The organism is Aliiroseovarius sp. S2029 (genome assembly GCF_023195575.1).
Taxonomy (GTDB): Bacteria; Pseudomonadota; Alphaproteobacteria; order Rhodobacterales; family Rhodobacteraceae; genus Aliiroseovarius; species Aliiroseovarius zhejiangensis.
Genome location: NZ_JALPQE010000001.1, coordinates 552930 through 579290, shown reverse-complemented (window position 1 = coordinate 579290; position 26361 = coordinate 552930). Strand labels below are relative to the sequence as shown.

At 57.1% G+C, this 26361-nt stretch carries 28 protein-coding genes and 2 pseudogenes; 13 read left to right on the top strand and 17 right to left on the bottom strand.

Annotated features, from left to right (window positions below; genetic code table 11):
• The first annotated feature begins 59 nt into the window (after positions 1–59).
• On the top strand, positions 60–1091 hold the full coding sequence (locus MUY21_RS02885; protein WP_248408878.1) for an IS110 family transposase: 1032 nt from the start codon (positions 60–62) through the stop codon (positions 1089–1091).
• Between the two features lie 450 nt (positions 1092–1541).
• Here MUY21_RS02885 and MUY21_RS02880 read toward each other — a convergent pair whose 3' ends face one another.
• Positions 1542–2477 carry a LysR family transcriptional regulator gene (locus MUY21_RS02880; protein WP_248408877.1) on the bottom strand — a complete coding sequence of 312 codons (936 nt, stop codon included), beginning with the start codon at positions 2475–2477 and terminating at the stop codon, positions 1542–1544.
• Between the two features lie 93 nt (positions 2478–2570).
• Here MUY21_RS02880 and MUY21_RS02875 point away from each other — a divergent pair, with 93 nt between their 5' ends.
• The gene (locus tag MUY21_RS02875) at positions 2571–3206 is read left to right on the top strand and encodes a sulfotransferase family protein (protein ID WP_248408876.1); all 636 of its coding nucleotides are present in this window, start codon (positions 2571–2573) and stop codon (positions 3204–3206) included.
• Positions 3207–3237: 31 nt separating this feature from the next.
• Positions 3238–3627 carry a VOC family protein gene (locus MUY21_RS02870; RefSeq protein WP_248408875.1) on the top strand — a complete coding sequence of 130 codons (390 nt, stop codon included), beginning with the start codon at positions 3238–3240 and terminating at the stop codon, positions 3625–3627.
• A 143-nt stretch (positions 3628–3770) separates the two neighbouring features.
• Here MUY21_RS02870 and MUY21_RS02865 read toward each other — a convergent pair.
• Both MUY21_RS02865 and MUY21_RS02860 read right to left on the bottom strand, forming a co-directional pair.
• A pseudogene (locus tag MUY21_RS02865) lies at positions 3771–4403 on the bottom strand (tyrosine-type recombinase/integrase).
• Positions 4404–4579: 176 nt separating this feature from the next.
• Positions 4580–5971, bottom strand: coding sequence for an IS1182 family transposase (locus MUY21_RS02860; protein ID WP_248408874.1), 1392 nt, complete (start codon positions 5969–5971; stop codon positions 4580–4582).
• On the opposite strand from MUY21_RS02860, the gene MUY21_RS02855 reads away from it, so the two are divergent.
• Both MUY21_RS02855 and MUY21_RS02850 read left to right on the top strand, forming a co-directional pair.
• Positions 5970–6905, top strand: a complete 936-nt coding sequence (locus MUY21_RS02855) for a lysophospholipid acyltransferase family protein (protein WP_248408873.1) — start codon at positions 5970–5972, stop codon at positions 6903–6905. The two genes, MUY21_RS02860 and MUY21_RS02855, sit on opposite strands and share 2 nt — an antisense overlap.
• Before the next feature lie 220 nt (positions 6906–7125).
• Positions 7126–8019, top strand: a complete 894-nt coding sequence (locus MUY21_RS02850; RefSeq protein ID WP_248408872.1) for a haloalkane dehalogenase — start codon at positions 7126–7128, stop codon at positions 8017–8019.
• 102 nt (positions 8020–8121) lie between these two features.
• On the opposite strand, the gene MUY21_RS02845 is transcribed toward MUY21_RS02850, so the two are convergent.
• Positions 8122–8595: an SRPBCC family protein gene (locus MUY21_RS02845; protein ID WP_248408871.1), complete on the bottom strand. Its 474-nt coding sequence runs from the start codon at positions 8593–8595 to the stop codon at positions 8122–8124.
• 93 nt (positions 8596–8688) lie between these two features.
• Between MUY21_RS02845 and MUY21_RS02840 the strand changes: the two genes are divergently transcribed.
• Positions 8689–10377 (top strand): winged helix-turn-helix domain-containing protein, encoded by a 1689-nt coding sequence (locus tag MUY21_RS02840; protein ID WP_248408870.1) that lies wholly within the window; start codon positions 8689–8691, stop codon positions 10375–10377.
• Between the two features lie 228 nt (positions 10378–10605).
• On the opposite strand, the gene MUY21_RS02835 is transcribed toward MUY21_RS02840, so the two are convergent.
• The 11 genes and pseudogenes from MUY21_RS02835 to MUY21_RS02785 all read right to left on the bottom strand — a co-directional run bounded on the left by MUY21_RS02835 (position 10606) and on the right by MUY21_RS02785 (position 17662).
• Positions 10606–11046, bottom strand: coding sequence for a VOC family protein (locus MUY21_RS02835; protein WP_248408869.1), 441 nt, complete (start codon positions 11044–11046; stop codon positions 10606–10608).
• Positions 11047–11112: 66 nt separating this feature from the next.
• Positions 11113–11811: a DUF4386 domain-containing protein gene (locus tag MUY21_RS02830; RefSeq protein WP_248408868.1), complete on the bottom strand. Its 699-nt coding sequence runs from the start codon at positions 11809–11811 to the stop codon at positions 11113–11115.
• A gap of 26 nt (positions 11812–11837) precedes the next feature.
• A pseudogene (locus tag MUY21_RS02825) lies at positions 11838–12739 on the bottom strand (EamA family transporter).
• A gap of 22 nt (positions 12740–12761) precedes the next feature.
• Complete coding sequence (locus MUY21_RS02820) at positions 12762–12911, bottom strand: hypothetical protein (RefSeq protein ID WP_248408867.1); 150 nt, start codon at positions 12909–12911, stop codon at positions 12762–12764.
• 12 nt (positions 12912–12923) lie between these two features.
• Positions 12924–13562 (bottom strand): DsbA family protein, encoded by a 639-nt coding sequence (locus tag MUY21_RS02815; protein WP_248408866.1) that lies wholly within the window; start codon positions 13560–13562, stop codon positions 12924–12926.
• Positions 13562–14185: an NAD(P)H:quinone oxidoreductase gene (wrbA, locus tag MUY21_RS02810; protein ID WP_248408865.1), complete on the bottom strand. Its 624-nt coding sequence runs from the start codon at positions 14183–14185 to the stop codon at positions 13562–13564. The genes MUY21_RS02815 and wrbA overlap by 1 nt, the downstream gene beginning before the upstream one ends.
• A gap of 107 nt (positions 14186–14292) precedes the next feature.
• Positions 14293–15210, bottom strand: a complete 918-nt coding sequence (locus MUY21_RS02805) for a LysR family transcriptional regulator (protein WP_248408864.1) — start codon at positions 15208–15210, stop codon at positions 14293–14295.
• A gap of 750 nt (positions 15211–15960) precedes the next feature.
• Entirely contained in the window at positions 15961–16326 is a 366-nt protein-coding gene (locus MUY21_RS02800; protein ID WP_248408863.1) for a VOC family protein, read from the bottom strand.
• Positions 16327–16354: 28 nt separating this feature from the next.
• The gene (locus tag MUY21_RS02795; protein WP_248408862.1) at positions 16355–16909 is read right to left on the bottom strand and encodes a class I SAM-dependent methyltransferase; all 555 of its coding nucleotides are present in this window, start codon (positions 16907–16909) and stop codon (positions 16355–16357) included.
• Positions 16910–16983: 74 nt separating this feature from the next.
• Positions 16984–17208, bottom strand: a complete 225-nt coding sequence (locus MUY21_RS02790) for a hypothetical protein (RefSeq protein ID WP_248408861.1) — start codon at positions 17206–17208, stop codon at positions 16984–16986.
• Between the two features lies 1 nt (position 17209).
• Positions 17210–17662: a helix-turn-helix domain-containing protein gene (locus tag MUY21_RS02785; protein WP_248408860.1), complete on the bottom strand. Its 453-nt coding sequence runs from the start codon at positions 17660–17662 to the stop codon at positions 17210–17212.
• A gap of 81 nt (positions 17663–17743) precedes the next feature.
• On the opposite strand from MUY21_RS02785, the gene MUY21_RS02780 reads away from it, so the two are divergent.
• Both MUY21_RS02780 and MUY21_RS02775 read left to right on the top strand, forming a co-directional pair.
• Positions 17744–18454, top strand: coding sequence for a hypothetical protein (locus MUY21_RS02780; RefSeq protein ID WP_248408859.1), 711 nt, complete (start codon positions 17744–17746; stop codon positions 18452–18454).
• Entirely contained in the window at positions 18447–19073 is a 627-nt protein-coding gene (locus MUY21_RS02775; protein ID WP_248408858.1) for a DUF2306 domain-containing protein, read from the top strand. The genes MUY21_RS02780 and MUY21_RS02775 overlap by 8 nt, the downstream gene beginning before the upstream one ends.
• A gap of 249 nt (positions 19074–19322) precedes the next feature.
• Here the strand turns inward: MUY21_RS02775 and MUY21_RS02770 are convergent, their stop codons facing one another.
• Positions 19323–20357, bottom strand: coding sequence for an AraC family transcriptional regulator (locus MUY21_RS02770; protein WP_248408857.1), 1035 nt, complete (start codon positions 20355–20357; stop codon positions 19323–19325).
• A 143-nt stretch (positions 20358–20500) separates the two neighbouring features.
• On the opposite strand from MUY21_RS02770, the gene MUY21_RS02765 reads away from it, so the two are divergent.
• Together MUY21_RS02765 and MUY21_RS02760 are read left to right on the top strand one after the other, a co-directional pair.
• Positions 20501–21610: a dienelactone hydrolase family protein gene (locus MUY21_RS02765; RefSeq protein ID WP_248408856.1), complete on the top strand. Its 1110-nt coding sequence runs from the start codon at positions 20501–20503 to the stop codon at positions 21608–21610.
• A 253-nt stretch (positions 21611–21863) separates the two neighbouring features.
• Positions 21864–22649 carry a hypothetical protein gene (locus tag MUY21_RS02760; protein WP_248408855.1) on the top strand — a complete coding sequence of 262 codons (786 nt, stop codon included), beginning with the start codon at positions 21864–21866 and terminating at the stop codon, positions 22647–22649.
• 219 nt (positions 22650–22868) lie between these two features.
• On the opposite strand, the gene MUY21_RS02755 is transcribed toward MUY21_RS02760, so the two are convergent.
• Positions 22869–23132, bottom strand: coding sequence for a hypothetical protein (locus MUY21_RS02755; RefSeq protein WP_248408854.1), 264 nt, complete (start codon positions 23130–23132; stop codon positions 22869–22871).
• Between the two features lie 457 nt (positions 23133–23589).
• On the opposite strand from MUY21_RS02755, the gene MUY21_RS02750 reads away from it, so the two are divergent.
• The 3 genes from MUY21_RS02750 to MUY21_RS02740 are packed head-to-tail and all read left to right on the top strand — an operon-like array spanning position 23590 to position 26307.
• Positions 23590–24069, top strand: coding sequence for a hypothetical protein (locus tag MUY21_RS02750; RefSeq protein ID WP_248408853.1), 480 nt, complete (start codon positions 23590–23592; stop codon positions 24067–24069).
• Complete coding sequence (locus tag MUY21_RS02745; protein WP_248408852.1) at positions 24056–24691, top strand: hypothetical protein; 636 nt, start codon at positions 24056–24058, stop codon at positions 24689–24691. Before MUY21_RS02750 ends, MUY21_RS02745 begins: the two co-directional genes overlap by 14 nt.
• Positions 24667–26307, top strand: a complete 1641-nt coding sequence (locus MUY21_RS02740) for a lysozyme inhibitor LprI family protein (protein WP_248408851.1) — start codon at positions 24667–24669, stop codon at positions 26305–26307. Before MUY21_RS02745 ends, MUY21_RS02740 begins: the two co-directional genes overlap by 25 nt.
• Positions 26308–26361 lie beyond the last annotated feature (54 nt).

Sequence of the window (26361 nt, the reverse complement as noted above, 5' to 3'; positions counted from 1 at the left end):
TGGCCTATTTCACCTGCAGATAGGAGAAGTAGCATGGCGAAGAACGCTTTGATGAGCTGATGTCGATAGGCATTGATATCGGCAAAGACACATTCCACTTGGTTGGTTTTGATCACGCCGGACAGCGGGTTCTGCGCAAGCAGATCAAGCGATTGGCATTGGTGGCGACCTTTGAGAAGCTGCCTCGCTGTATTGTGGGCATGGAGGCCTGCCTGAGCGCGCATTTTGTCAGCCGCACATTGCGGGAGATGGGCTTCGAGCCCCGGATTATCCCGGCGATCTATGTGAAGCCTTTCAGCAAGGGTCAGAAGAACGATTATAACGATGCAGAGGCAATTGCCGAGGCGGCGCTTCGGCCCAACCTGCAAACCGTGTCCGAGAAGAGCCAGGATCAACTCGATCTTCAAGCACTGCATCGGGTCAGATCGCGTTTGGTGTCCCGCCGGACGGCGACCATCAATCAGATCCGCGCCTTTCTGATTGAGCAGGGCATCACGGTTCGGAAGGGACTGCGCGCCTTGAAAAGCTCGTTCGAGACGATCCTGGAAGAGCGCAAAGACGAGATCTCACCTCGGATGCGGTCGATCCTGATCGGTCTTTACGGCGACTGGATGTGGATGGATGACCGGATCGACAAGGTATCGCAGGAGATCGAAGAGATCAGTCGAACCGAAGAGAACTGCGTCAACGTCATGACGGTTCCAGGAATTGGCCCAATGATCTCGACGGCGATGGTGGCGGCGATTGGTGAAGGCGAGGCGTTTGATCGCGGTCGCGACTTCGCAGCTTGGGTCGGGCTTGTTCCGAGGCAATACAGCACGGGCGGTCGAACTGTTTTGGGGTGCATCTCCAAGCGCGGCAGTCGATATCTGAGGATGCTGTTCGTTCAAGCGGCGAAGATCATCATGATGCGACCGCATCGTTGGCCCGACTTCAGTTTTGGCGACTGGCTGGCGCGAGCTTCCGAACGCATGCATCGCAACAAGGCCGCCGTCGCCCTTGCCAATAAGCTGGCGCGAATGGCCTGGAGTATACTGAGACACAAAACCGCGTTTGACGCGCAAAGAGACGAGGTTGCCATCACTTATTAGCATCGCGCAAACAAGAACGTCGCGACACATCCGATGAAAGCAGTGGTTCGCCAAATACGCTCAGCGAAACCTAGCTACGGTTGGTGCCCCACGACATATGACCTCAAGACTGTTGGAACGCGAGTTGCCAAAGTTCTCAGTCTTTGTAATCGGATAGAGTCTGACGGCCCATTGGGTCATCTTGGACCTTGCCTCAAATTGGACCACGGCGCGTGCGTAGCCCCAACAAGGCCACGTCCCGCGCGGCGATCAACAGGCCGGATACATATGAGCGACTTCCGAGAACATGCCAGAAATCATTTGCGAACAGCAGCTGGTACATACATTGGGCCGGCCACAACGGTACCCAAGAGACCCCGCTGGGCTTCAGCCAGCCGCGCTAGTGTACATCCACTCTTCGCCGGAGCGGCAATTCTCGAGAAGTGGGCCCTCAGTGCTCTGTTGCCCGTTTCAGGTGGGGCTGAGGTCACAAATCTCGGCGCAGAGTGTTTCGTAGGCGCCGATGACAGTCTCGCGCAGCCATTTGTTGCCGGGGTCCGCGGTCAGCCGAGCGCTCCAGAAGAAACGGAAGGTGATGTCTGGCAGATCGACCGGAGGGCGGCGCCAGACGAGCCCGTAAGTCCTGATATCCGCGCCGAGGAACGGCATCGCGTTCGTCGCCAGCATATCCGAGGCTGCCAGCAGCGGCCCGATGCCCGAGAACTCGGGGATGTGCGCCCCGATGCGCCGGTTCAGCCCGTCGCGCCGGATGCGCTCCTCGACCGTCTGGCGCGCTGCGTCTGACATGCCGACGACGACGTGTGGCCAGTCGAGCCAGGCCTGCCGGCTCCAGTCCTCCAGCGCCGGGTGGCCTCGCCGCATGAAGGTGTAGCGTTCGAGCGGTGGCATCACTTGCTCCATAACCCCCTCGGGCAGCGGCTTGTCCGCGCCGAGAAAGGCGAGGTCGATCCGCTCGTCCGCGACGGCAGCATAGAGATGCGGGCCCAGCCCCACCCATTCGAGCGAGACGCCGGGTGCCGCATCGGACAACCTGGCGAAAACCGCGTTGATCAGGCTGGGGATCGCCGGCACCGCGATCCGGAACGTGCGGGTACTGGTGGCTGGGTCGAAAGGCTGCGGCGGTGCCACCACCCTCTGGATACTGCGCAGGATCGGCCGCACGTCGTCGATCAGGTTGAGCGCGAAGGGGCTGGGCTGCATCCTGCCGCCGACCTTGACCATGAGTGGATCGCCCACTTGCGCGCGCAGCCGGGCCAAGGCGTGGCTGACGGCCGATGGCGTCTTTCCCAGCTTTTCTGCGGCGCCGGCCACGCTGCCCTCGTCCATCAGCACCTCGAACGTGACCAGGAGGTTGAGGTCGAGACGGTGAAGCTGAATTTCACTCATGGTGCATGAAATCGTTTCGCTTGGCTTGTGATGAATTTCGTTCACACAATAGATCAAAACGAAACCGATTAACAGCACCAGAGGAGAAGCAAAATGTCCCTGAAAATCATTGGCTCCGGGTTCGGACGCACTGGCACCATGTCGACGAAGATGGCTCTCGAGGCGCTTGGCTTCGGACCCTGTCACCATATGGTGGAGGTCATGGGCAATCCCGAACAGCCCGCCCACTGGCAGGCCCACGCAACGGGCGCGGAGGTCGACTGGGCGGAAGTCTTCGTGGGCTACCAGGCCCAGGTCGATTTTCCCGGCGCGGCTGTCTGGCACGAATTGTCGATCGCCTTCCCGGACGCGAAGGTGATCCATAACGAGCGACCCGAAGAGGACTGGTGGGCCAGCTATTCGGTCACGATCAACAAGTTCTGGCAGCATCGGAAGAGCCTCGACCTGCCACCGCACATCGCCGCGATCTTCGAGACGATGGACGAGATCCTGGTCCAGGGGATTTTCGGCGGCACCGACCGCAAGAGCGCCGTCGGCGCTTACCGGCGCAACAACGAACGGGTGCGGGACACGATCCCTGCCGACCGGCTTCTGGTTTTCACTCCATCGGAAGGGTGGGAGCCGCTCTGCCGTTTTCTGGGAGCGCGGGCGCCGGAGACGCCCTTTCCGCGCAGCCACGCGCGAGACGAGTTCTGGGCGCATTTCGGCGGGGAGCCGGCCGCGGTCTGATCCGCGATTCACAGACAAGGAGACCCCGCTCATGCCGCTTCTCGCATTCGATCACGTCAATATCCGCACGGTGAACCTCGACATTATGGTCGCCTGGTACGAGCAGATACTAGGGCTCCGCTGCGGTCCGCGCCCCGAATTCCCGGTGCCCGGCGCATGGCTCTATCTCAACGACACCTGCGTTGTGCATCTGATCGAGGCCGACCCATCCCCGCAGGCGTACCGGGAGGGCGAGAGCCTGCGAATGGAGCATATGGCCTTTCGTGCCAAAGGCATGGCTGACTTCATCAGCCACCTCGAGGCGCACAATGTCGCCCACAAGCTCTTTCCGTTCGAGGCACTGGGGATCGTCCTGGTCTTCATCCGCGATCCGGACGGAAACCGGATCCACGTCGACTTCCCGGACCCGCAGAAGTGTTGATGGGCAACACATCAAACGAGGAAAGCTCGAAGGCGATATCGCTGGCAGGCGCAGCGAATGGCCGATCTGGAGATGCTGCAACGCCGCTTGAAGCCTTACGTTGAAGGGCAACAACGGGCCGTCCTTGCGAACGACCCAAATGATTATATTTCAATAGCTTCCGCGATTGCCAATGCATCCTCCAGCTCGACACCCAGATATCGGACTGTGCTGTCCATTTTCATATGTCCGAGAAGGAGCTGAACAGCTCGAAGATTCCCAGCCTTTTTGTAGATCTGCGTCACCTTGGTTCTTCGCATTGAATGGGTCCCTTAGGCGCTCGCTTCAAGACCGATTGACGTTACCCAGTCTCGCACTATCCGTGCATATTGGCGGGTCGAGATGTGAAGGCGCTCGTGGAACCGGCCCGGCCATAAGTACTCTAATCCGGCCATCAGTTCGTCTTCCACCCATTCCTCGACGGAAGCGCGGGTGCCATCAGATATCTCAAACCGGACTGGCTTTTGCGTCTTGCTTTGCAGCACTGAAGCGCGTTCCTTGATCTGACCAGCCGCCATCACATCCACAACTTTCATCTTCACAAGGTCGCAGCCACGCAATTTACTGTCGATGGCCATATTGAACAGCGCGAGGTCGCGATGGTTCTCGGCCAGCTCAAGTCGTACCCGGATTGGCCAGACATGCTTTGGTTTCAATGGTCGCTTCTGACCGAAAACGCGACCTTTGTTCCAAGTTGGGCGACGCGCGCGAATGGCTGGTAAGTTTGGTGTTTCCATGACTGATCCTCCTTTCCGCCATGCCCTCCCAAAACGACAACCCGACGTTGACCGGAGCACTTTATCACAAGATGCTGCACCGCAACCGATGTCGGCTCAGAGCCGATTCTGTGGAAAAACAAAGTGTTGCTAGCGCAGAAAGTGGTGCTCTTAACCGGACGCGAGCGCCTTTCTGATCAGGGTTTTTGCGTTTGCTGCGGTGCAGGAAAGATCTTGGCCAGTTTCCGGAGGTTCTGGGCGGTAGCGGCGAGGAGGAATTCGTCGTTTGCCCCGCATGGGCCGCGCAATCGCAGCCTTCCCAAGCCAAGAATGCGTTTGAGGTGGGCGAAGAGCATTTCCACTTTCTTTCTGAGCTTCATCGAGATGTCGTATTGGCGGGTCTTGGCGATGTCGCGGGCAACCTGACGGGCGTCCTCGGTTTCTTCTCGCGTGATCTTGCGCGCATCGGCGTTCGGGCAGCACTTGGCCTTTGATGGACAGACCTGGCAGACCTCTTTGACTTTGAGGGCACGATATCTAGCAGTGCCCTTGCCGGTCGGCCCTCGGTTCGGGTCTGAGTAGTTGCGACGGAACTGTTTGAGCTCATGCCCCTCGGGGCAGATGTATTGATCGTTCTCCGCGTCCCATTCGAAGTCAGCACGGGTCCAGGTGCCGTCGTTGCGCCCGGACTTGTCGAAGACCGGAATGTGCGGCGCGATCTTGCGGTCCACTAACCAGCCAAGCAACGGCCCGGTGCCGTACGCGGTGTCCGCAATCAGACGTTCGGGATGCAGATCGAACCGCTCCTTCACCCGCTTCAGCATGGTCTTGGTCGATCCAACCTCGGCCTGCCTGATGGATCGTGTGGCTTCGACATCCACAATGACACCGTGGTCCGTGTCGATCAGGTAGTTGTCGGAATAGCTAAAGAATGCAGGCCCTTTGCGTGCTGCCGTCCATTGGCTCGCCGGGTCGGAATGCGACGTGAACTTGGGCTGCACCTCGCTCGCGGCTCCAAATGCCGCCTCATCCAGCGTATCGAGATACTCGCGTACGGCGCGGGGCGCATCAGACGGCTCAATGGTTGCGGCATCCCACTCCTCCTTCGGCGTCGAGTTCTGTTTGTTAGCATCCGCTTCGATCAGGCTCGCATCGATGGCCATGCGCTGACCGCTGACGAGACCTTCTGCAATGCACCGTGCCACCGTCGTCTCGAACAGATGACGCAGCAGTTCACTCTCGCGGAAGCGCCCATGTCTGTTCTTGGAAAAGGTAGAATGGTCGGGAACGCGGTCGTTCAGATCGAGGCGGCAGAACCAGCGATAGGCGAGGTTCAGGTGCACCTCTTCGCAAAGCCGCCGCTCCGAGCGGATGCCAAAGCAATAACCCACCAGCAGCATCCGGATCAGCAGCTCGGGGTCGACTGATGGACGCCCGGTATGGCTGTAAAAGTCCGACAAATGCGCGCGGATGCTGCTCAGATCGACGAAGCGATCTATCGAACGTAAAAGGTGATCTTGAGGGACATGATCTTCCAGCGAGAACTCATAGAATAACGCCGCCTGCGCTTCCTGTCTCGGTCCCATCATGGCTGATCCTCCCCCCGTTACAGGAATTGAATCAGCAGTTCAGTCCTCGATCAAGAAAGAGTTTTTCAACAAAATAAGCCCTGTTGCAGACCAACGACGATCGTATGCTGCATTGCAGAAAGCGGCAGATTTGCATCTAACCGAAAGCTGGCCGAGACTAAGCAGGTCAACAGCGCTCGGTCAGATGAAGTATTTTGCGAAAAACATTGGGGAATTTTGGCGCGGCGGACGTGCATCACTTCGCTTTCTGGCGGCTGCGCCAATCGTAAATGCGCAGGTCGCGCTCAGGGCAAAAGACCGCGAAGACGCGCGTGATTTGTTCGCCCGACATTTCCGCCGGTTTCTCGACACTTGTCAGGTCAGCGTGTCCCTTGATGGCGAATTTCCCGAACCGGGGAAGGGCTGCGTCCTTTGCTATAATGAGACGTCCTTTGTCGATGTCGCGTCCTACTGTGTCTCGATGTGGCCTTATGTCGACCGTGCCGCGGCGGCTGATCTCTACGCCTATTTTCCTTTCGCCCGAGCAGCCTGTCGGAAAGCCGCGATCGAGATGGTGCCAAGGGGAAACCGCAAAGCCACCGATCAATTGCTGGAACGCATGGTCTTAGCAGCAAAACAGGGCGAGAGAGTTGCTTGGGGCGGTGAGGGGCGACTGTCGGGAAAGGACGGCGTTGGCCGTTTCAAAGTCGGCGCCAGTCTCATAGCGATCAGAGCTCAGGTGCCCGTGATCCCAGTGGTTTTTCAAGGAGGCCATCACGCTATGCCACTCGGTACACTCCGTGCGCGTCCGGGTGAAGTCCGCATACGGTTTTGCAAGCCAGTGCCGACTGCGGGCTATGTCGAAGCTGATGCACGCGAATTTGCCGACAGATTGCAGAAAGAATTTGTTCGCATCTATCGTCAACTGGCAGAGAAACGGCCGGCTCTCTCGTAGCGCTTTCGATCCAGATACCCCCAAACTTGCACGTTGCTTCCCCGCTCTGACAGGCAACGAACCAGCGCGGCCAAGGTGCGTTGCTTCCCACAGCGTCTTACTCGCATAAAGCCCGGAATAGGTCGGCTAAGAGCTGAGTTTGTGCTATGCTTTCCCGCGATCATTGATGTTTTTTCTGGAAAACCCCACAGCCTCTCGTTCAATAGGCAAAGGACACCCTATGGAATATCTGCGAACCCCAGACGATCGGTTCCAGAATCTGGCAGATTTTGATTTTGCCCCCATTTACTTGACAGTAAATGCCGGGTTGCGGATGCACTATCTTGATGAAGGTCCTCCAGATGCACATCCAATTCTCGTCATGCATGGCGAGCCAACTTGGTGTTATCTATACCGCCATATAATCCCGTCCTTCACCCAGGCGGGCCACCGCGTGGTGGCGCCTGATCTCATCGGTTTCGGCCGGTCGGACAAGCCTGTAGCGCGTGAAGACTATACCTATCAGCGTCATTTGGACTGGATGACCGATTGTGTCACCCAATTGGATCTTCGCGAGATCACGCTGGTTTGCCAAGACTGGGGCGGATTGATCGGTCTGCGGCTTTTCGCGCACATGCCCAACCGTTTCGCGCGGCTGGTGATCGCCAACACCGCATTGCCCACGGGCGACCATCCACTTGGCGCGGCCTTTCAAAGCTGGCGTGACTATTCCCAGAGCGTAGAGGACTTCAATGCGGGCCGCATCGTGCGCGGCGGAACCGTGTCGAAGCTCTCAGATGCCGAGGTCGCAGCTTACAATGCACCGTTTCCGGATGCGCGATATCAAGCAGGAGCACGCCAATTCCCGCTGCTGGTACCGGACAATCCTGATGACCCGGCGTCTGGTCCCAACCGGGCAGCATGGGAGATCCTCAGCACCTTGCCGATCCCGGCGCTAACGGTCTTTGGCGCGGAAGACAAGATCATGGCTGGAAGTGAAAAGATCTTCCAGAAAAGCCTTCCGGGTGCCGAAGGTCAACGTCATCGCATTCTGCAAAATGCTGGCCATTTTCTGCAAGAAGATGTGCCCGTTGACCTTGCGCAGGCGACACTTGATTTCATCGCCGCTACTTAACTTTCAAAACTAGGGGGGCGACGGCCAGTTTGGGAGGTCCAGCGCAGGGCAGCATCGTTCTCCGGGCCGTTGCCTGACTTCTTGATGGCTGCGTATCCAATGTCAGCGCGATGCAAAGATGCTCTCTATCGCTGACAATCCTCCTTCGATGTCGTCGACCACAACACGTTCCATTGCAGGGTCATCGGAGGAGAAGTTTGCTATCCACTCGATGAGCAGGTTTTCCCCAGGCTGCACCGACAATGTTGCCGTGTATTTCTCGATCGGCAAAGCGGAACTGATCGTTTTATAGGTGTAAGACAATCCTTCCTCTTGAGCGATACGCTTTTGGGTCACTTGGTCACCGGTATCCGTCTTCAATACACGGACCAATGACCCATCCAAGACCTTCAGCGAACACGATGATACCTTCGGGTGCCAATCATCAATGTCGCAGAAGTCGCCGATCAGATGCCAAACCTGTGGCGTTGTGGATGGGAGTTCAAGGGACCGCTTGACCTGGAAATCCGCAGACCAAGCGGTGGTGGCGCAAAGCAGGCTGGCCGCAACAGGTGAGAACTTGGAAATCAATGTCATGGTGTTTCCTTTCAAAGAATGGGGAAGCAGGAGAATTTTCTTGCCTCAAGGTGCGAGTCTTCGCAGGCTTAGTGGGGCATGGAGGCGGCTGAAATGTCCGGAGAAAGCCCTGAAAAAGATCTGAATTCATCAGGCAAGGTTCGGTTTGGCGACTTTGTCTTTTCGTTGCAGACAGGGGAATTGCTGGATGGGTTAGGGCAACCGGTTCATCTGCGCCATCAAAGCTCCGAAGTCCTTGCCTATCTCGTGGAACGGATGGGCGAGATCGTTTCAAAGGACGATTTGTTTGAGAATGTTTGGGCCAAGAAGGCTGTCACTGACGACAGCCTTTCCCAGTGCATCGCTGACATCCGCAGGGCGCTGAACGATGCCGATCACAGGATCGTCCAAACGCTTCCCAAAAAGGGATACAGGCTGGTTCCGAGCTCTCCTTTTTCAGGTGAGGTTCAACCGAAAGCCAGATCTTTCAGGGTCGCGCGCATCGGAGGGTTGAGGCTTGCGGTTTTCAGCCTGATCGCAGCGGCCGTTTTGGCCCTTGGTGCAATCTGGGTGTTGGGTCGGGAGCAGCAGGCGTCGTCAGAAGAACTGCCTTTGCCCTCCAAGCCATCAATTGCGGTCCTGGCATTCGAGGATCTGAGCGTCGGCCCTGATGCCAACTACCTCAGCGACGCCATCGCCGAGGGGATCATCGTGGATTTGTCCCGGTATTCCGAACTCTTCGTCATCGCGCGAAATTCGAGTTTCAGCTTTCGGGACAGCACCACCGACGTCAGCAAAATCTCTCGTGCGCTCGGGGTTCGCTACTTGCTGGAAGGCAGTCAACAAAAAAGCGGCAATCAGCTGCGTGTGACCGTTCAACTGATTGATGCCATTGAGGGCCGGAGCCTTTGGTCACACGTCTACAACAGCGACCTTGGCGATATCTTTGCGATGCAGGATGAGATCGTGCAGAGAACCGTCGCGACCGTCGCCCAACGAGTGATTAATTTCGAAGGTCAGAAAGCGATCAAGTCGGATGAGGCGAAGCTGACAGCCCTGCTTCTGAATTGGAAAGCACGTCAGCATCTTTTTTCCTTCACCCCCGAGGGCAACGAAAAGGCCCGTCTGGCCAACCTGGCGGCTGTCGAGGCAGACCCGACGCAACCCTACGGCTATGTCGGGCTGACATTTGTCCATATCAACAGGTACCGCTGGGGATGGACAGATGAAGACCCGATCGTCGAGCTGGATGCCGCGCGGAACTATGCGCGCAAGGCCGTTCAGGTCGCGCCAGAATACTATGATGCGCATACGGCCATGGCGTATATGCATATTCAGGAAGGCGAGCTTGAAAAGTCGGTGGCACGTTTTCGAAAGGCGTTGGAGCTCAACCCCAACGATACGAGCGCGATGGCCGCGCTGGCCGAAGCCCTGACATATGGCGGACGGGCGGAAGAGGCCGAAGACCTGATGCTGCGTGTCGTACGTCTGGACCCGCTCCACCAGGACTGGATCAAATGGAACCTTGCGTGGGTGCAATGGCACACGCGGAATTGTGACGATGCGCTTGAAACCATGAACGGCATGTCCGAGATACCGCCGATGGCATATCGCGTGTTGGCGATCATCCAGATGTGTCGGGGCGACAGAGATGAAGCGCGCAAAGCAGTTGAGCAGTTAATAAAATTCGACCCTGAGTATTCTCTGCAGGACGTTCTTCATAATTATGAAGGAAAATACGTCATCGACACAGATCTGGAACGCGTGCTAAACGACCTGCGCGATGCCGGTTTGCCGGAATAGGACGTGCTGGATTTGGAACTTGCGGACCTGATGGTTGCTTAAGATGACGCTTGCAGAGACTGTGAGATTGTCTGCTGAGGTTGCTTTCTATTCTTTTCGCAAAGTGCGGCGCGATGATGTCCTCGCCTTGTATGCGTGAAGGCGACCCTGCTTTGCATTGATCGCGACTTCAGGATCAACTGCGCAGACAAAGAACGCATTCTTTGACGCCGCTGCTAAAGGGGTAGATCATCGTGGTTCTTTCGCGACTAGCTCGACGGTGTTGCCGTCCGGGTCGAATGTGAAGACGCCGCGCCAGCCGACCCAATCAAATGTTTCCACGTTATATTCCAGGCCGAGCTTCTCGTACCAGGCGATGACCGCGTCTTGCTCTTCCCAGGGCAGGCTGAGTGCAATGTGATGGAGCGAGGAGCCCGGACCCGTTGCAGGGGGCGACGTGCCCGCCCGGGTGCGGCCTGCGCCTTCGATGTCGTGGCGAAACAGGGCCAGCACGGCGGTATGGCCGCCAAAGCCCTCGGCGATACGGAAGAAAACGATGTTGCCGTTTTCCGGATCATTGAACGGTTCAAGCCCGATCACATCGCGATAGAACGCGACCATCGCGTCAAGATCAATGCACCGGATGGCGATTTCACCAAGGGCGCGGACAGTAAAGCCTCGTTCAGCCATAAGATCTCTCCTGATTGGTGATGATAGGATAGATTGCACGGTTTTGAAATCAGCGCGACACGGCGTTCAGTTTTGATCCAGTTCCAGTAAATCGGGGTTCCGCTGGAGGAGCAACCGGACGCAAAACGCCGTTTCCGCAAGGATTGTGACGACATAGATCGGGGTGAAGCCTGCGTGAAACTCGGGAGCGAAGAAGCGCAGCCCACTTCCGATCAGATAGACCGCTCCGGCAACTGCCAGTCCGGCCCCAAAGGCGCGGTGAAACAGACCTGAATGCCAGACAAGCACGCCCATGATCAGGCTGTTCACACCGAAAAAGACAAGTCCCAGATCATAGCCGTGCGCGTGCAGGTTGAGAAGCAGCAGCGCGAGGGCAGCGTGATCCGCCGGACCGTCCGTGCTGGCCAAAAACAGCCACGCGGCCTGCAAGGCCATGAGATTGGCGGCGATCAGCACGGTCTGGATCAGGCGAAACACCATGGCCGAGAGCGCAAGACCCGGCGCGACAGTGCGGAAGATCAGATAGAGCAGCACGGCAAGCCCCGCATCGCTGAGCGCCATCAAAAGGTCAGCGGCGATGGCCAGCCGGAACTGAACCGGTGCAGCGAGGATGGAACGGGCCGTGCCAGCAGCGTTTTCGAAGTCGACGAGCGGACCACGAAGCCCAAGTTCGGCGCCAAGGCCAGTGACAATGATGATGAGATACAGCAGTCCTGCCTGGCGAACCTTCCGCGCGACGTCATTTGTCAGGGTAAGATTGAACATTCTGAAGATCCTTTCTTGAGTTGCAATCAGGCGGCTTTGGCCCTTGTCGGGGCAGGGCGCACCGAGGCATCGCCAGCACGTGGACGGTTCGCGCGCTGGCCCGCCCAGACAGACCCAAGCACGATCACCGCACCGGCGAATTGCATCGGTGACAGCGCTTGTTCCAACCAGACCCATCCAAGGATCACCGCCGTCACGGGGCTCATCATACCCAACATCGAGACAGCGCCCGGCTCAAGTCGGGCCACACCGCGAAACCAGATCGCATAAGTCACCGCTGCGCCAATGAGGCCAAGCCAGCTTAGGCCGAGAAGGTTCGTCGTCGTGAGCGGCGGCAAAGGAGGTTCGATCAAAAGCGCGAGCGGCAGCAGGATCAGCCCACCCGCCGTCAACTGCCACGCCGTGAAGCTGAGCGCGGGGACGGGCGGCTGCCATTTGCGGCTGAGCACCGTGCCCGCCGCCATGGAAGCGGCCCCGCCAAGTCCGGCGGCGATGCCGATGGGATCAAGGTGCGCTTCTGGCCCAATCAGCAACAGGGCGACACCGATGACGCCCGTTGCAGCCGCGACCACAGCTCCGAACCGGATTGGGGTTCCCAGCCAGCCGCGGGCCATCACGATGACGATCATGGCCTGCACAGTCCCCAGAGCGTCGCCGCGACCCCGCCCGGAAGTCTGTAGGCGGCGACAAACAGCAGCACCCAGAACAGCGCAAAGTTCAAGCTGCCAAGCAGGAAGACCCGTCCAAGCCAGACGCGCGGTGGAAGGCAGCGCGTGACGGCGAGAAGCAACAGCCCGGCGGGCAGGGCGCGCAGCGCGGCGAGCGTCACGGGATAGCCCGCAGGCAACGCCTCTGTCGTGACAAGGTAGGTGCTGCCCCAAATCGCGGGGGCGAGCGCGGTCAGAAAAATGTCGGTGGTGCGGGTCATGGTGGATCTCCGGGTCATCAGCTCACCAGAGGCGGCGAATATGGTCGCGCGGGTGTGCAGCCCATGTCTCAAGGCCGATGTCGCGCATCATGTGGGGTGACAGGTCGCGGGTTGCGCCAGATGGAAGGTCGCGGCGGTGTCGGGCCTGTGTGCGGCGGAAGAACAGGTTCATCAGGGTCTCCTTTCAGGCGGTTAGGCGATGGGCGGCGCGCAGTTGGGCCGCAAGATCTTCGCGCGGTCCGTTGACAAGGCGTGCGCCCGTCTCGCGGACGATGAGGGTGGGGATGGATTGGACTTGGAGTTTGCGGGCGTGTTGCCTGTCGGCCTCGACCGCCAGTGTGGTAGACGGGTCGTGAAAAGCCCTTGCAAAGGCGGCATGTTCAAAACCGAGCTCTCGTGCCACGGCCCATACGGTCCGGGGGTCGGCAACATCACGTGCCTCGGTCAAATGGGCGCGTTGCAGACGGTCGAACATGTCCCAGTGGGCTGTCTGCCCGCCAAGCCGTTCCGCCGCCTTGCACCCCAGTGCAGCGGTCAATCCGTGTGGGTAGTCGAACGGGGCGGACCGCATGGCGACGATGTCGACCAACTCAGGCTGGTCACTGACCCGGCGGCAATTCACCCAGTGCCCAAGAATGGTTTCGCGTGCGTCCTCTGGGCTGCCCCAGCGCGACGCCATTTCAGAGCGGCTTGCTTGCAGGACAAAGGTCCGATGCCGGATGTCGAGGTCGAACTCGGCGGCCAAGCTGCGCATCCGGGACGAGATATTGAAGCACCAGCAGCACACGACGTCGTGGAAAAAATCTATGGTGAGCGAGGCCATCACGCGGCCTCCTCATGCAGATTTGCGCCAGCCAGGCGCGTGGCAATCCGGGCCACGTGCGCACCTTGGAAGCGCGCGCCGGCAAGGTCGATCGCGGAGGGCGCGCGCGATCCATCTGCCCCGGCAATGGTGCCTGCCCCATAAGGTGCGCCGCCCACGATGCCATCGGCGGTGGTCTGACCGGCGAAAGTGTAGGGCATCCCGGCAATCAGCATTCCGAAATGCTGAAGCGGGATTTGGGTGGACAGAAGCGTCGCCTCATGCCCGCCATGCTGCGATCCGGTGGACGCAAAGACACCCGCCACCTTGCCGACCAGCGCGTTGCGGGCCCAAAGGCCGCCTGCCTGATCCAGAAAGCTTTTCATCTGACCGGCCATCATCCCAAACAGGGTGGGCGTGCCGAAGATAATGGCGTCATAGTTTTCCAGATCAGAGAGCGTCGCGATCTGCGTGTCGTCGTCGATAAAACCAGCGTTCTGGCGTACGGCGTCAGGCACCGTTTCAGGCACACGTTTCAGATCAACTAGAGTGCCAGCGATGCTGCGTGCGCCTTCGGCTTCTGCTTCGGCAAGCGCGCGGACATGGCCATAGCTGGAGTAGTAAAGAACAAGAATGCGGGTCATTTGATCCTCTTGAGGTTTCGCGTTTCGATGCCTGAGAGGATGGGGGATGGGACGGTCGGGATTAACCGGCCGGCTTTCACTTCATTCTTTACGCTGGTTGAAGAATGTCAGCCGCGCAGGGCCGCACGCAGATGATCAAGAAAGGCTGTGACCTTTGCATCCATTCCCAACCGGGACGCTGTCACAGCAAAAATCTCGGGTGCCGGCAGCTCGTAATCTGGCAAAACGCGCACAAGCTCGCCACGCGCCACGGCTTCGTTCGAGACGAAATCCGTAAGCGTACCGATGCCTTGGCCCGCGATCAACAGGTCACGCAGGACAAGGCTGTTGCCGACGCGGACAGGTGGATCAAGATCAAGCGTGATGGCGTCCAAGGGTCCGTGCAAGGTCCAGGTGGTCAGGTGATCTGCAAGCAGGAAACCGATCACCCGATGATTCACGATGTCGTCAGGCTTGCCTGGAACTCCGGCACGTTCCAGATAGGCAGGTGCCGCATAGATCCTTTGCCGCATGAGGCCGATTTTACGCGTAACCAGCGCCGAGTCCGGCATTGCCGGCCGGATGCGGATTGAAACGTCAAACCCACCCTCGACCATATCCACCACGCGATCATCCAAAGAAAGCGTCAACCTGAGGTCAGGATAGGCATCAAGAAAACTCGGCAGGACGGGTGCGATCACCGTCTGGCCAAAAGACGTCGAGGCATTCACCTTGAGATGACCGCGCACCGCCCCGGCGCCGTCGCGAATGCGGTTTTCAACCGCGGCGACGTTGTCGAGGATGCGTGCCGCCTCGTCGTAGTAGATCTGACCGGCCTCGGTCAGCGACATGGAGCGAGTCGTCCGGGTCAGCAAGGTGGTCCCAAAGCTCTGTTCGAGCAGTTTTACCTGGCGGCTCAGAAGGGCCGCAGAAACGCCCAGATCATCCGCCGCCCGCGCAAAACTGCCGCGTTCAACGATGCGGCGAAAGGCGTGCATGACAGAAAGCTTGTCCATCTCGGCAGATACTCGGTCAGGGTCGTCCACGACGCTTGATCAGCCGCGCACCTGTCTGGATAGCACAAGTTTTGACCAATGCGAACAGCATGACCTTTTGGCAACAAGGTCTGTGTCTTGTGAAAACCCACGACAGCGAAGTCGCTATCGCTTTTGCAAGACTGCAAACCAAGCCGACGCCGGGGTGGAGCGATTTTTTTCTTTGAATGCCAAGTGTTTTGCGTGATGTCCAGGTCGACGGCTGTCGTCTTCAATCTGAGGCGCATGCCTAAATAATCTTTATATAGGTATGACCTGCACCGAGGTCTTGGACAGGGTGCAAGCATTGCAAACGCTGCGTGTGACCAATCTGGAGTAGCTGCTCCGCAGCGCCGATACCCTTGGTCTATGTCGGCGATGGGGCGGCAATGATTGCGATACTGATAGTCCGGCGACCCGTTGATGCGCCGCCTCCGTAGTGAGTTGTGAGCCCACAGCGGAAGTGCTGATATCCCACTGCGAGCGCGCAGCACGAAAATCGCGGCAAACGCCTAGATTTCAGCGTCGCAGTGTGGTGGTAGGATTGGCCATTCATCGGCCAAGCCGAATATTAGGATTAGAAAACTTTTTTGCGGCGCGGGTGATCGAGATATTCATCGCGCCCAACAAGGGCGGTTGGTTTCGCTAGCTCTATGAGTCTACCCCAACCAACGTGACTCAACATATTGAGGCCGCATTTTTTGGGCTTCCGCGCCAATCCGGCGATCTGACAAGGAAGTTCATTCTCATATTTTTTTTTGGTTAGCCTTGCACGGGTTCCCAAAGTTCGATCGGATTACCCTCCGGATCGTGGATGCGCGCAAACCTTCCAATACCCTCCATCTCGACTTGGTCGCTGCTTTCGATCCCGGCAGCGTTTAGCACTTTGAGCATTGCATCAAGATCCGCAACGCGGAAGTTCAGCATGAAGCCCCGGTCCTCGGGGAAATAGTCGCTGTCTTTCGGAAAAGGTGAGAAGATTGTAACGCCTTGCTTGCTGATCCAGGGTTGCTTGTTGGGCGCAGTTGGGGCTGGTGGAATGCCCAGATGAGTCTCGTACCATTCTGCAAGCGCATGGGAGTTTTCGGAGCGGAAGAAAAAGCCGCCTATACCAAGAACTTGTGCCATAGTTAATCTCCTTTGGTTTGTTAGTGGGTCAGCTTCTGTGAGGATCGTTTTTCTGGCCGACGACACATATCGCCGGAGTGGCTCCGCCAATGATCTCGGTCTTGGATATGTTCTCGAAACCGACTGCATGAAGCGCTTCTTCGATCGTGGTGATCATTCGGCGCGCGGCCTCCGAACCATCTGCGTTCAGCCGCGGCTGATAGGTGGTCAGACAGAGCCCACCTGGAATCAGAACATCGAACGCTGCACGAAAGAAGCCTAGCTTATCGCTCTGGAACTGAATGACATTTAGCGAGAAGACGCGATCGAAGGATTGCGGCCAACCGGCGAGCGCGTCGATCCCCCCTTTTATCAACTCCACCCTGTTGACGACCCCTTGACTTTGCAATCGGCTACTGGCCTGCCGGATCATCACGCCTGAATGATCAAGACCGACCACCCGGCCGGACGTCACAACAGAGGCACATCTTGACAGCGCCAGACCGGGACCGCAGCCGATTTCAAGCACGCGGCTATCAGGCTGAAGGTCCATCAACGCGACGGTTTTTTCATTTCGAAGGCGGTTCGACTTCCGCGCCGCCATGATCCGGCCAGCCAACCCGCCCAACAGGCCCGATGGGTGTTGAAACTGTGCGACGATTTTCGACCTCACGGACACTACGCGCGCCCTGACCGGGAAATCCACCGGGGCATTGCCAGCAACCCGCCAGCCGAAAGCAGCAGGATGCCGAGGGCAAGCGCATGGCGATATTTCATCTCCGGTAGCCCCAGAAGATCCGCTGCGAAGGTATTCCAGGCCCACAGACTCGCGATCTCCCATAAAAGTAGCGTGAAAAGGACGATCCCGAAGGTCTTGCCCTGCCGTTTCGATTGCTGCGACATGTCAGCTTCCTTTCTCCATCATGGTTTCAATCGTTTTGTTGAGACAGGCCAGTAAGCGAACAGCAGCTGCAACGTCATACGCAGCCAGAGCCTCTTCCAATTCGGTCATTGGTGCTTCTTCCCGTGCCTGGATTTCGGCAAACAGCTTTTTTCCCGCGAGGGTGGGGAGAAACAGCACTGATCGCTTGTGATCCGGATTGTTCTGCGCATGAACAAGACCCTTTTGCAGAAGGGCGTTCATGTTCTTTTGGACATGCTGACGCGAGACACTTTTTGCCCTGGCGATTTCAGGAACCGTTTGCGGCGCCTTATTAATCAGCGTCTGAAGGATCGCCCGCATCGACGGATTGATCTCCAGATCGGTATGCAGGACTTCGGCAACGGATTTGAGCCGGTTGAATGCGGTCCTGATTTCTCTGATCAGCGCGACCAGTTCTTCTTGCTTGTGCGTCATGTGGTCTCCGGGCTCCATATTGACAACTTGGGTGTCATAATAGAAGATGGCAACTTGGTTGTCAAATATGCGGAGCCGACATTGTTCACGCAAACCCACCTTCTGGTCAGCGCCGCTGTCTTCACCAGACCGGGAAACCGGACGATCGCGCTGGCTGGCCTTTTGGGTGCGTTGGTGCCGGATGCCGATGTATGGGCGATGTTCGTCATCGAGCGGATGCGAGGGGCCAGCGGATGCGAGGTGTTCCACTATCGCTATTGGGAGGAGCCATGGACAACGCTGCAAATTCTGCTGAACTCGATCCCAGCATATCTCACTCTCATCGCCCTCAGCCTCGCGGGCTTGCTCGTGCCTGGTCTGTTGTCGCGTAGGGTCGTATTGATCGTGCTCGTCTTTGCCAGCTCTGCGCTCTTGCATGTCGGCACTGACTTCCTGCTGCACCATGACGATGCGCGTGCTCAGTGGGTGCCGTTCACGGATTGGGTATTCCGCTCGCCCGTGTCCTACTGGGATCCACGTTACAATGGCCGGATTTTCATGATCTTCGAAATCTGTCTGGGACTCGGCCTTGCCGCGTTAATCGGCCTGCGGTTTCGGAGAAAGCGCGTCTGGGTCGCCGTCACAATCCTGTCGCTTGGTTACGCGGGGTCGATGGCCACTGATTTGGTTTCCGGCAGCGATCACCCACGAGGACCGGGGTCTTGCGACCGTCTTGAGCGGGCCGCTGTCTCGGAACTTTCGACATTCCAGAAAACGCCGAGAATTGCTCGACCAGGGAATGCTTATGCTTGAATGTCATTTCATGCAGTGGCGCGCCGCAGCACGTGCACTCTGGGCCGTCTTTGCGGTCACATGTGTGCTTTACGGGGGCTTCGCGATCGCAGCCGGATCAGGTTTTGTCGAAACTGGCAAGAGTCGCGCATTGCCGCTGTTTTTCCAGTTACATGCCTTGGCAGGCGGTATCGCCCTGATCACCGGGATTATCCAGTTCAACACACAAATCCGCATTCGATTTCAACAAGCCCACCGCTGGATTGGTCGGGCCTACGTTTCAAGTGCCTATCTTGCGAGCATCGCGGCAGTGATCAATGCGATGTTTTTTGACGTGAGCTTGGCTGCGAGGTTATCGTTCCTCCTGTTAGGCTTTTGTTGGTTCACAACCACCTTGGTTGCCTACTTGACGATCATAAACGGCAACATCGCTTTACATCGGGAATGGGTTTTGCGGAGTTTCTCGCTGGCCTTCTTCTTCATTACGTTCAGCGTCTGGGTGCCGGTGCTGGCGGGCACCGGGAATGAAAGTAGCGCGGCCTACTTTGCGGCGGTGACATTGAGTTGGGTTTCCAACCTCTTGTGTGCGGAAGTATGGATTCGACGAAGGCGCACAAGAGGCGACGCACCAACAAGATGATCAAGCTCGAACTCCGTTAATCTGCAAATCGCCGAAAATCGTTCGAAGTGCGGCACCGATCAAAGTGGTTTCTGCGCTCCATGCGGTGGCCCCGGGTATCGCGATCGCTAGGTGTCTTTTTCTGTTCGACAACGGTCACTTCGAGATTGCCGATGAATTCAATGACAAAGCTCGGGTTTTCATGATGCTGCGCCACTCGTGAATGTCCGTTTCCTCGAATTGCCCTATCCGTCCTGAAACTGCTGCTCTTCAACTAGGTGCATCGTTGGGGTCGGGCTCACACTGCCTGGATTGTCGCCATTGTGTCGGCGTCTGTCCCGTGACACGCAGGAATTCGCGGTTAAAGTTCGATTTTGACAGAAAACCAGCTGCCATTGAAACCTGCAGGATGGATTGATCGGTTTTTGCCAACTGCCCGCAGGCATCCCTGATCCGGAAACCGTTTATGTACTGTGACAAGCTGATGCATTGGGTTCTGTTGATTGCCTGCGAAACGCGACGATCTGGCAACCCCAAGCGTCGCGCCAAACGCCGCAAATTGAGGTCCGTATCTCGGTACAATTTATGCTCATTCAGCAGATCATCAAGCCGCGCCATAATAGCTTCGTCTTCTTCGGTGGTAGAAGGGGCTGCGATCTCGGGTTCTAGCTTGTGCGGACGTGCGCCGCTTGACTGGCCCCAAAGCGCCAGAATGCCGATGCACAACAGGAAGCCGATTTGCATCAGGCCAAGGGTGGGGCCGACATTCTGACCGCCCGTTCGCATGAAATCGACAAACACGAACAGATCGACGACGGAAGAAATGATAAGCGCGACACCTGTCATGAACATCGCCCCTGCCGCCTTTCCGACCTCTTCAAGTCGCGCGAGCGCGAGGTTCGCTCCCTTTGCGCGAAGACTCCACAAGATCGCCGCACCGAAAAAGAGATAGGTAAGCAGAATTGCGGCATCGGCAAGCCATGGCCACACGGCGAGGATAATCCAATTCATCAACACGACGGCCATTGGCCAAAGCTGGCGAAACGTCAGTCGTTCCATCAGGGTTCGGTACGCGAGGTAGGCGCAGACCGGCAGAGCGGGGGCGAGCATTGCAATTTCGGGCCCAAGTTCGTCGCGCGCGTATCCCCATCTTAGCGTCAAGAGAAACGACTGAAGCGCATAGAGGCCCACCAACAAGGTAAACAGCACGTTGGATTGCACGGTGAAATCGCGAGTCCGAAGCATGTAGGCAAGGACAAAGAGCAGGCAGATCGTCGCGAATAAAGGCAACGGGACAAAGATCATATCGTGTTTCCGGCGCTGAGTTTCTGTCCGGAAACCTATCCTCGAACGTGTTCAAGGGCGACCTGAAACGCGTTTGAGGACGAAACTCTCGTGAAGTCGGTTCAGATAGTAGGGACACCGCACAAAGAACAGGAGTGTTTCACATGGCACAGTTCAAGTTATTGACGAAGATACTCGCGATTGCAGCGATACTCGGGCTCGGCACATGGGGGATCATATATGTATCTGCTCCCGCCTATAATGGCACTGTAGGAATAACCTATGGCAGTGCTTATGCACCCGTTCGGGACAAATCCGTCGATTTCCATGTCTGGTATCCCGCCACTCCGGGCAGGCGTGACGTGACTGTGGGCGGCAACGGTGTTTTCCACGGCACGCGGGCCGGGCGTGACGCCCCTTCGGCCGAGGGCCGATATCCAGTGATCCTAGTATCCCACGGTGCTGGTGGGAATGCCACCCAGTTCGGTTGGATCGCATCGAAACTGGCCAAGGCGGGCTACGTCGTTGTACTGCCCAATCACCCTGGAACGACCAGCCGAAACGCATCCGCCGAAGCCGCCGTTCGCGTTTGGGAACGGCCCGCCGATATTTCTGCCGTGATTGCAGAAATGGTGGAGCACCCGCAGGCGTATCCTTTTATCGACACCGACAGGATCGCAACTCTGGGCTTCTCAGCTGGAGGATACACAGCCATGGCGCTTGCAGGTGCGCGGGTCGATCCGGATGCCCTGCAAAACTTCTGTGACAATGGCGATCAGGGCATGTCGGATTGTGCTTTTCTGAAACGCGGAGGCATAGACCTGCACGCCATGGATCTGTCACCTGCTGGGCAGGACCTGCGTGATCCACACATTCGGGCGGCAGTGATCATCGACCCCGGCATTGTCAGCACGCTAACCAAGCAAAGCCTGTCGACAATTGATATCCCGATGCTGGTGATCAATCTTGGCGAAGAAACGCATGTTCCTGCTGGTGTTTACGCACGCCCTGCAGCGGAGATGATCCCCAGCGCGCGCTACGAAATCGTACCGGATGCGAGCCACTTCAGCTTTCTGGCACAATGCACCGCCAAAGGTGCGGAAATCCTCGCACGTGAAGGGGAACCTGACCCATTGTGCGATGATGCTGGGGGCCGTGCGCGGCAGGCGATCCACGATGACCTGTCCGCCCGGATACTGGGATTTCTGGAAACTTTTGAATGGCAGGTGAAGACGGACCGAACGGCGCTGCTTGACACGACCGCGTTACAGTGACGATCACAGCCCGCTTCGCAACGCGACGACCTGAAAAATGAGGGAACCCACCATGCTGATACGCACAGTCATATCTTTGGCGTTTTTCACAGCGTCATGCACCGCACCCCAAGCACAACAGGCAAATTGTCCTTCCCTTGAAGGAACCTGGGAACGCTCCGAAGAACCCGTGTTCCGGGACCGGTTTGCCCTTGGGTCATACGAAGTTGCCTCTGACGGACATGTCATCAGCGATGGATCAAATGACCTCCGTATGATCTATACTGGTGACGACAGCGGTTTTCCGTCCATAAAGCTGGCTAGCCAGTCAACAAGCGGTGAATGGGAACGGCAAGGCACATTGCTGGGGGCCAGCACCGGCGCCGCCATGCCGCAATCCAAGGAAACGCCTTTCTACCGGCTTGGACCGGATGGTGAGCATCAAATCTATTTCATCGGCTACGCAAACGAGGAAACTTACGAATCCGCAATCTACCTTGCTGTCGCGGGCGCATTTGACGGGCCTTACACTGTGCTTCCCGATCCGGTGGTGCCGCTAGGACGCATGGCGGGCAGGAACGTTCGGGTGATCACCTCGCCATCTGTCATCGATCATGACGGTAAACTGCTGATGGCGTTCCTGGGATGGGATGATTTTCAGAATGTAACCCGGGTTTGGGTGTTGGGCGCGCAGTCAGACGACAACGGGCGCAGTTGGACAGGGTTTCGAGAAATAGACGCGCCAATCGGAATGGAGGGTCAAATCACGCAGATGCCGGACGGCGGTTACATTGCAGCTAGAACCGGTGAAATTTCGAGCACCCAAGAAGCAATTTTTGCGGGCTGTGCCAGACATCCTTTTGGGCCCTACGAAACCCTTGAACAACCGTTGTTGACGCAGTCTGGACCACCTTGGGAAACCGATGAGATCATCGCGCCTCAGGTCTTTTTCAATACATCAACCGGGACGGTCCATTTGTATTATACCGGGGCGGATTATCGGCGTGGCTGGTGGGTGATGGAAGCGACACTACTGGAAACGATGGGAGTTGAGCCTTAACGCACTGACGGTCAAGTGAACTGCGTTGTTTATGGACTCTCGCAAAAGCCGGCGCGGCCACAATCATAGTGCGTATCGTACTGCTTCTCGAAGGCTCTGACACCGCGCGGAGAAGGCGAGATTGGGGTTTATCGCTACCGTGCCCGGCTGAATGACCGCATCGGAGAGGTGAACTGCAACGCAGCGAAATGCATGCTGCAAGCGCGAAGGAAGGCTGCGCTAGTGAAGGTGAGAAATCCAAAGTCCAATTGTCCACAATACCGGGTGTTTTTCCTTCAGAGCCTGCTCATTCGAGTTATTCTCCACCTGCGCCATGACCACTTCGTTATTCGAGGCGATCGCCGCGTTTTGGTTCACAAAGCTGATCTGCTCTTCGCTAGGCGTCGCCTGACCAAAGATGGAGTTCAGGCGCGCGATGATCTCCTGGATGTAGACCGGTGCAGCCCCCCGGGGCGGGTGTGCCCCCCCACCGACTGGTTTCAACCGGTCAGGTTCAACGGCATCATCTGACGTCTCCCTGTTCTTGATCTCGTATCCCGTGACCCATCAATCCGCATGGTCTTGGGGTCGAGATATCCCGCGATAGCGGTTTGCTTTTTCGAGCGGATGAAGGGCAACCTTTATCGAACCAAGCTGGAATTGTGTGAGCCTGACTCGTGTTGAGCCATTGATGTAGCGAGCATAATCAACATGGTTCAGCCAATATACCAAGCAGGAACTCGACACCTGAAAGGTATCAACGCGATGCCTTAAACCAACGCGCTCAGGTCAAAGATTTTCCAAGGAAATCCGCAGAATGCAGTGAGTCTTGACGGTGCTCGCGGAAGGTCGGAACAGTCTGGGTTGCCATAGTTGCCGCAACTTTGAGTTTTGTGATTCACCAGCCGTTTGGTATGCTATTACAATGCGTGTTTCTTCTTGGCTTTTAAGGGCATTCTTTTTGACCTTTCTTCTTGGTGGCGCTGCGTCAGGGCCTGTCGCAGCACAGGATCCTGCCATTGAGCCTGAAGCACACGGCCCATTGCTCTACCTCAGTCAGGCGGAGTGTCTAAGGGCAAAAGCAGACATGTACCTTGATGCTGTTGGCATTGGGCCGAGCCTTGTTTTTGTTGGCTTCTGCGAAGACAGCGTCGTCAAGCCGTCTCCAGGTCAGATCAGTTCCGCCAGCACCCTGAATTCACTGCAAGACAGCGTGATCCGTTTCACCGAAAAACAGATGCGGGATTTGCCGGGGCTCGGCCACCTTCCGGTCAATATGAAAGCCGTGGTCGTCGTTCTTTCAAGGGAACAGATTACATGCATTCGCGACAGGTTCGACGATGTGGTGGACGCCAAAGAGGGCACCAAGTTCACTCGTAAAGGGGCTTCAGGTGACGTGGAGGACAAGGTGGCGGAGCTCAGATTGAATGAGTGCGAGTAGCGAAAAACCGGCGCAGACCCAGCGGAGTTCGAGCTCGCGGCGCTCCATCAAGCGCCTTGCCAATATTGAAACGGCTCAATTTATCGCGCTTATCCTGGCAGGTGCCTACGCAGTGTTCGAGCTATCTCTTACGCGGGTTGATCGGCACGTTGATACAGCAATGTCGTTGGTGCAAGAGTTCAGTCAAGGTCAGCTCGGCGAGAACCGGCGCTTTCTAAACGACCGATGGTATTCCCATTGGGAGGACGTACGTCTTTTGCAGGAAGCCGGCTATGGTGCGTCCAGTGCTCCCATTCAGGCGTTTATTGAGAACACGATCGTCGGTGAGTTGGATCAAGCCGGTCAAAAGGAGTTTCGGCTCGCGATCGCCGAAATTACAGATAGTCTCGACCGCTTGGCAATCTGTGCGAAACCCCCGTTCAATCTGGGAGTTTTCAACATGTTTGCTCAGTGTGATCCGAAGACCACCAATCATGCAATCTGCGAGTACGCTACGAGCTTTCACGAACTCTACGGTCCAATGATTGATGAAACTCGCACCACCCTGGGTAACGGCGGCCTTGGGATCGCACTTGAAGAATATGTGATGGAGGGAACATGTTTTCGGTGGCTTCAAGGCTGATAACTGCCATTGTGATGTGCGCTTTGAATGTCGCACCTGCTCTCGCGGCAAAAATCTATTGGTCTGACCCGATAGAAGTCGAATTCCAGTATGTCTATCCGGCCCAGACTGTCGGCGAACCCATGGCAGCAGGTGATGCCAAATCATTCGCCATGATGCCACACCTGCGCGTCGAAGGTCGGATCGAGCCGGGAGATGCAGACAGACTGGGGGCAATGCTGCGGGAAGAAAAGCCCGATTGGAACGTCGATATGTTCAAGGACATTGTCGTGTCGTTCGACAGTGACGGCGGCGATTTCTACGAAGGTCTTTTGATCGCGGACACGATATCGGCACTTGCCGCGACCACATTCGTCGGGCCAGGCGACCGTTGTCTTTCGTCCTGCGCGATTGCGTTCCTTGGTGGCAGCGCCATCGTCATGCGTGGGTTGCCCAGTTGGCCAAGTCGTTTCATTCACGTGGACGGCGTGCTTGGATTCCACGCGCCCTTTTCTGAAATTCCTTCGGCTATTCAGATCCCGGCTGGCACGCCATTGACAGACAGCCTTACTCAGCAAATGGCACAAAGTTTCTATGGCCAGGCACAAGCCGCGATCACTGAGATCGCAGGGCGGATGTCGAACTGGCAAATCTCACCTGATTTTGTATTCGGAATGCTTACGAAAGACAGTTACCTGGTTGACACGCGGCCAATAGACGAACGGTTTGTCTTGGTTGATAGTTTCATAGGGGCATCAATGATCAAAGCAACTGTTCTGACGTCTGCCTTGGACTACCCGACCGAGATTACCGGGGTGGGCGCGAGCGCCGCATGCAGCTTTCTGGTTCGGGCCAACACGGGACGTACTATGCAGATCGGCATTGCGTCATCCGTGGAATCTCTTGGCAATCCAGATCTCACCGCAGATGGAACCTGGACCGTCGCCTCCACGAAATTCGCGCGAGGGAGGTTTCCGGAAGTAGTTTCAGAAAAGACAACCGCCATTACAACTGTCAGTCGCTTGGTGCCGGGCAACGATCCAAGCGCGTTTTTCACTGAAGGGCTCTTGTCTGGTCTTGGCCCAGTGCAGTGTAGCGCCTACCGCGGTGATGACGGTCGATGGTATGCGCGCACCTTCAACGAGAACATTCACTTTCCGGGAGGAGAAGGAACTTATGTACATGGACGCGGTGCCGACCTTATTGAGGTCCGGGTACTCGATTTCGAACGCGGCTATCCGATCAACCGGTTTCTTCTGCTGGGGGCGGTGGGCAGTTGGTCCAGGGCACCAGAATTACATATCGCATTTCCCGAGTGGCTGCCTGATTGGACAAGTGACATAAAGGGGCCGAGCTTTGATTGTAACGGCGATCTTGATCCAGCCGCAGAGGTAATCTGTTCATATCCAGCCTTGGCAGATGCTGACGGTCGTCTTGGTGCGCTCTACAAAGCTGCGCGGGCGAAACTGGGTGACGTAGTGTTAACGGAACAGCGCGCATGGATCCGAGCGCGCAATCGGGTGTGTCGCCCCGAGCGCGTCAATCTGGACGACAATTTCATCCGTTGGAACCTCGCGCTATGCTTGATGGAAATGACCGGTTCACGAAACAGAGTTTTGGCCGCACAATTGCAATAGCGTTGGAAGTGCATCATAGGGGCGTCTCATTGCGGGACGCGCGAAATCGACCTT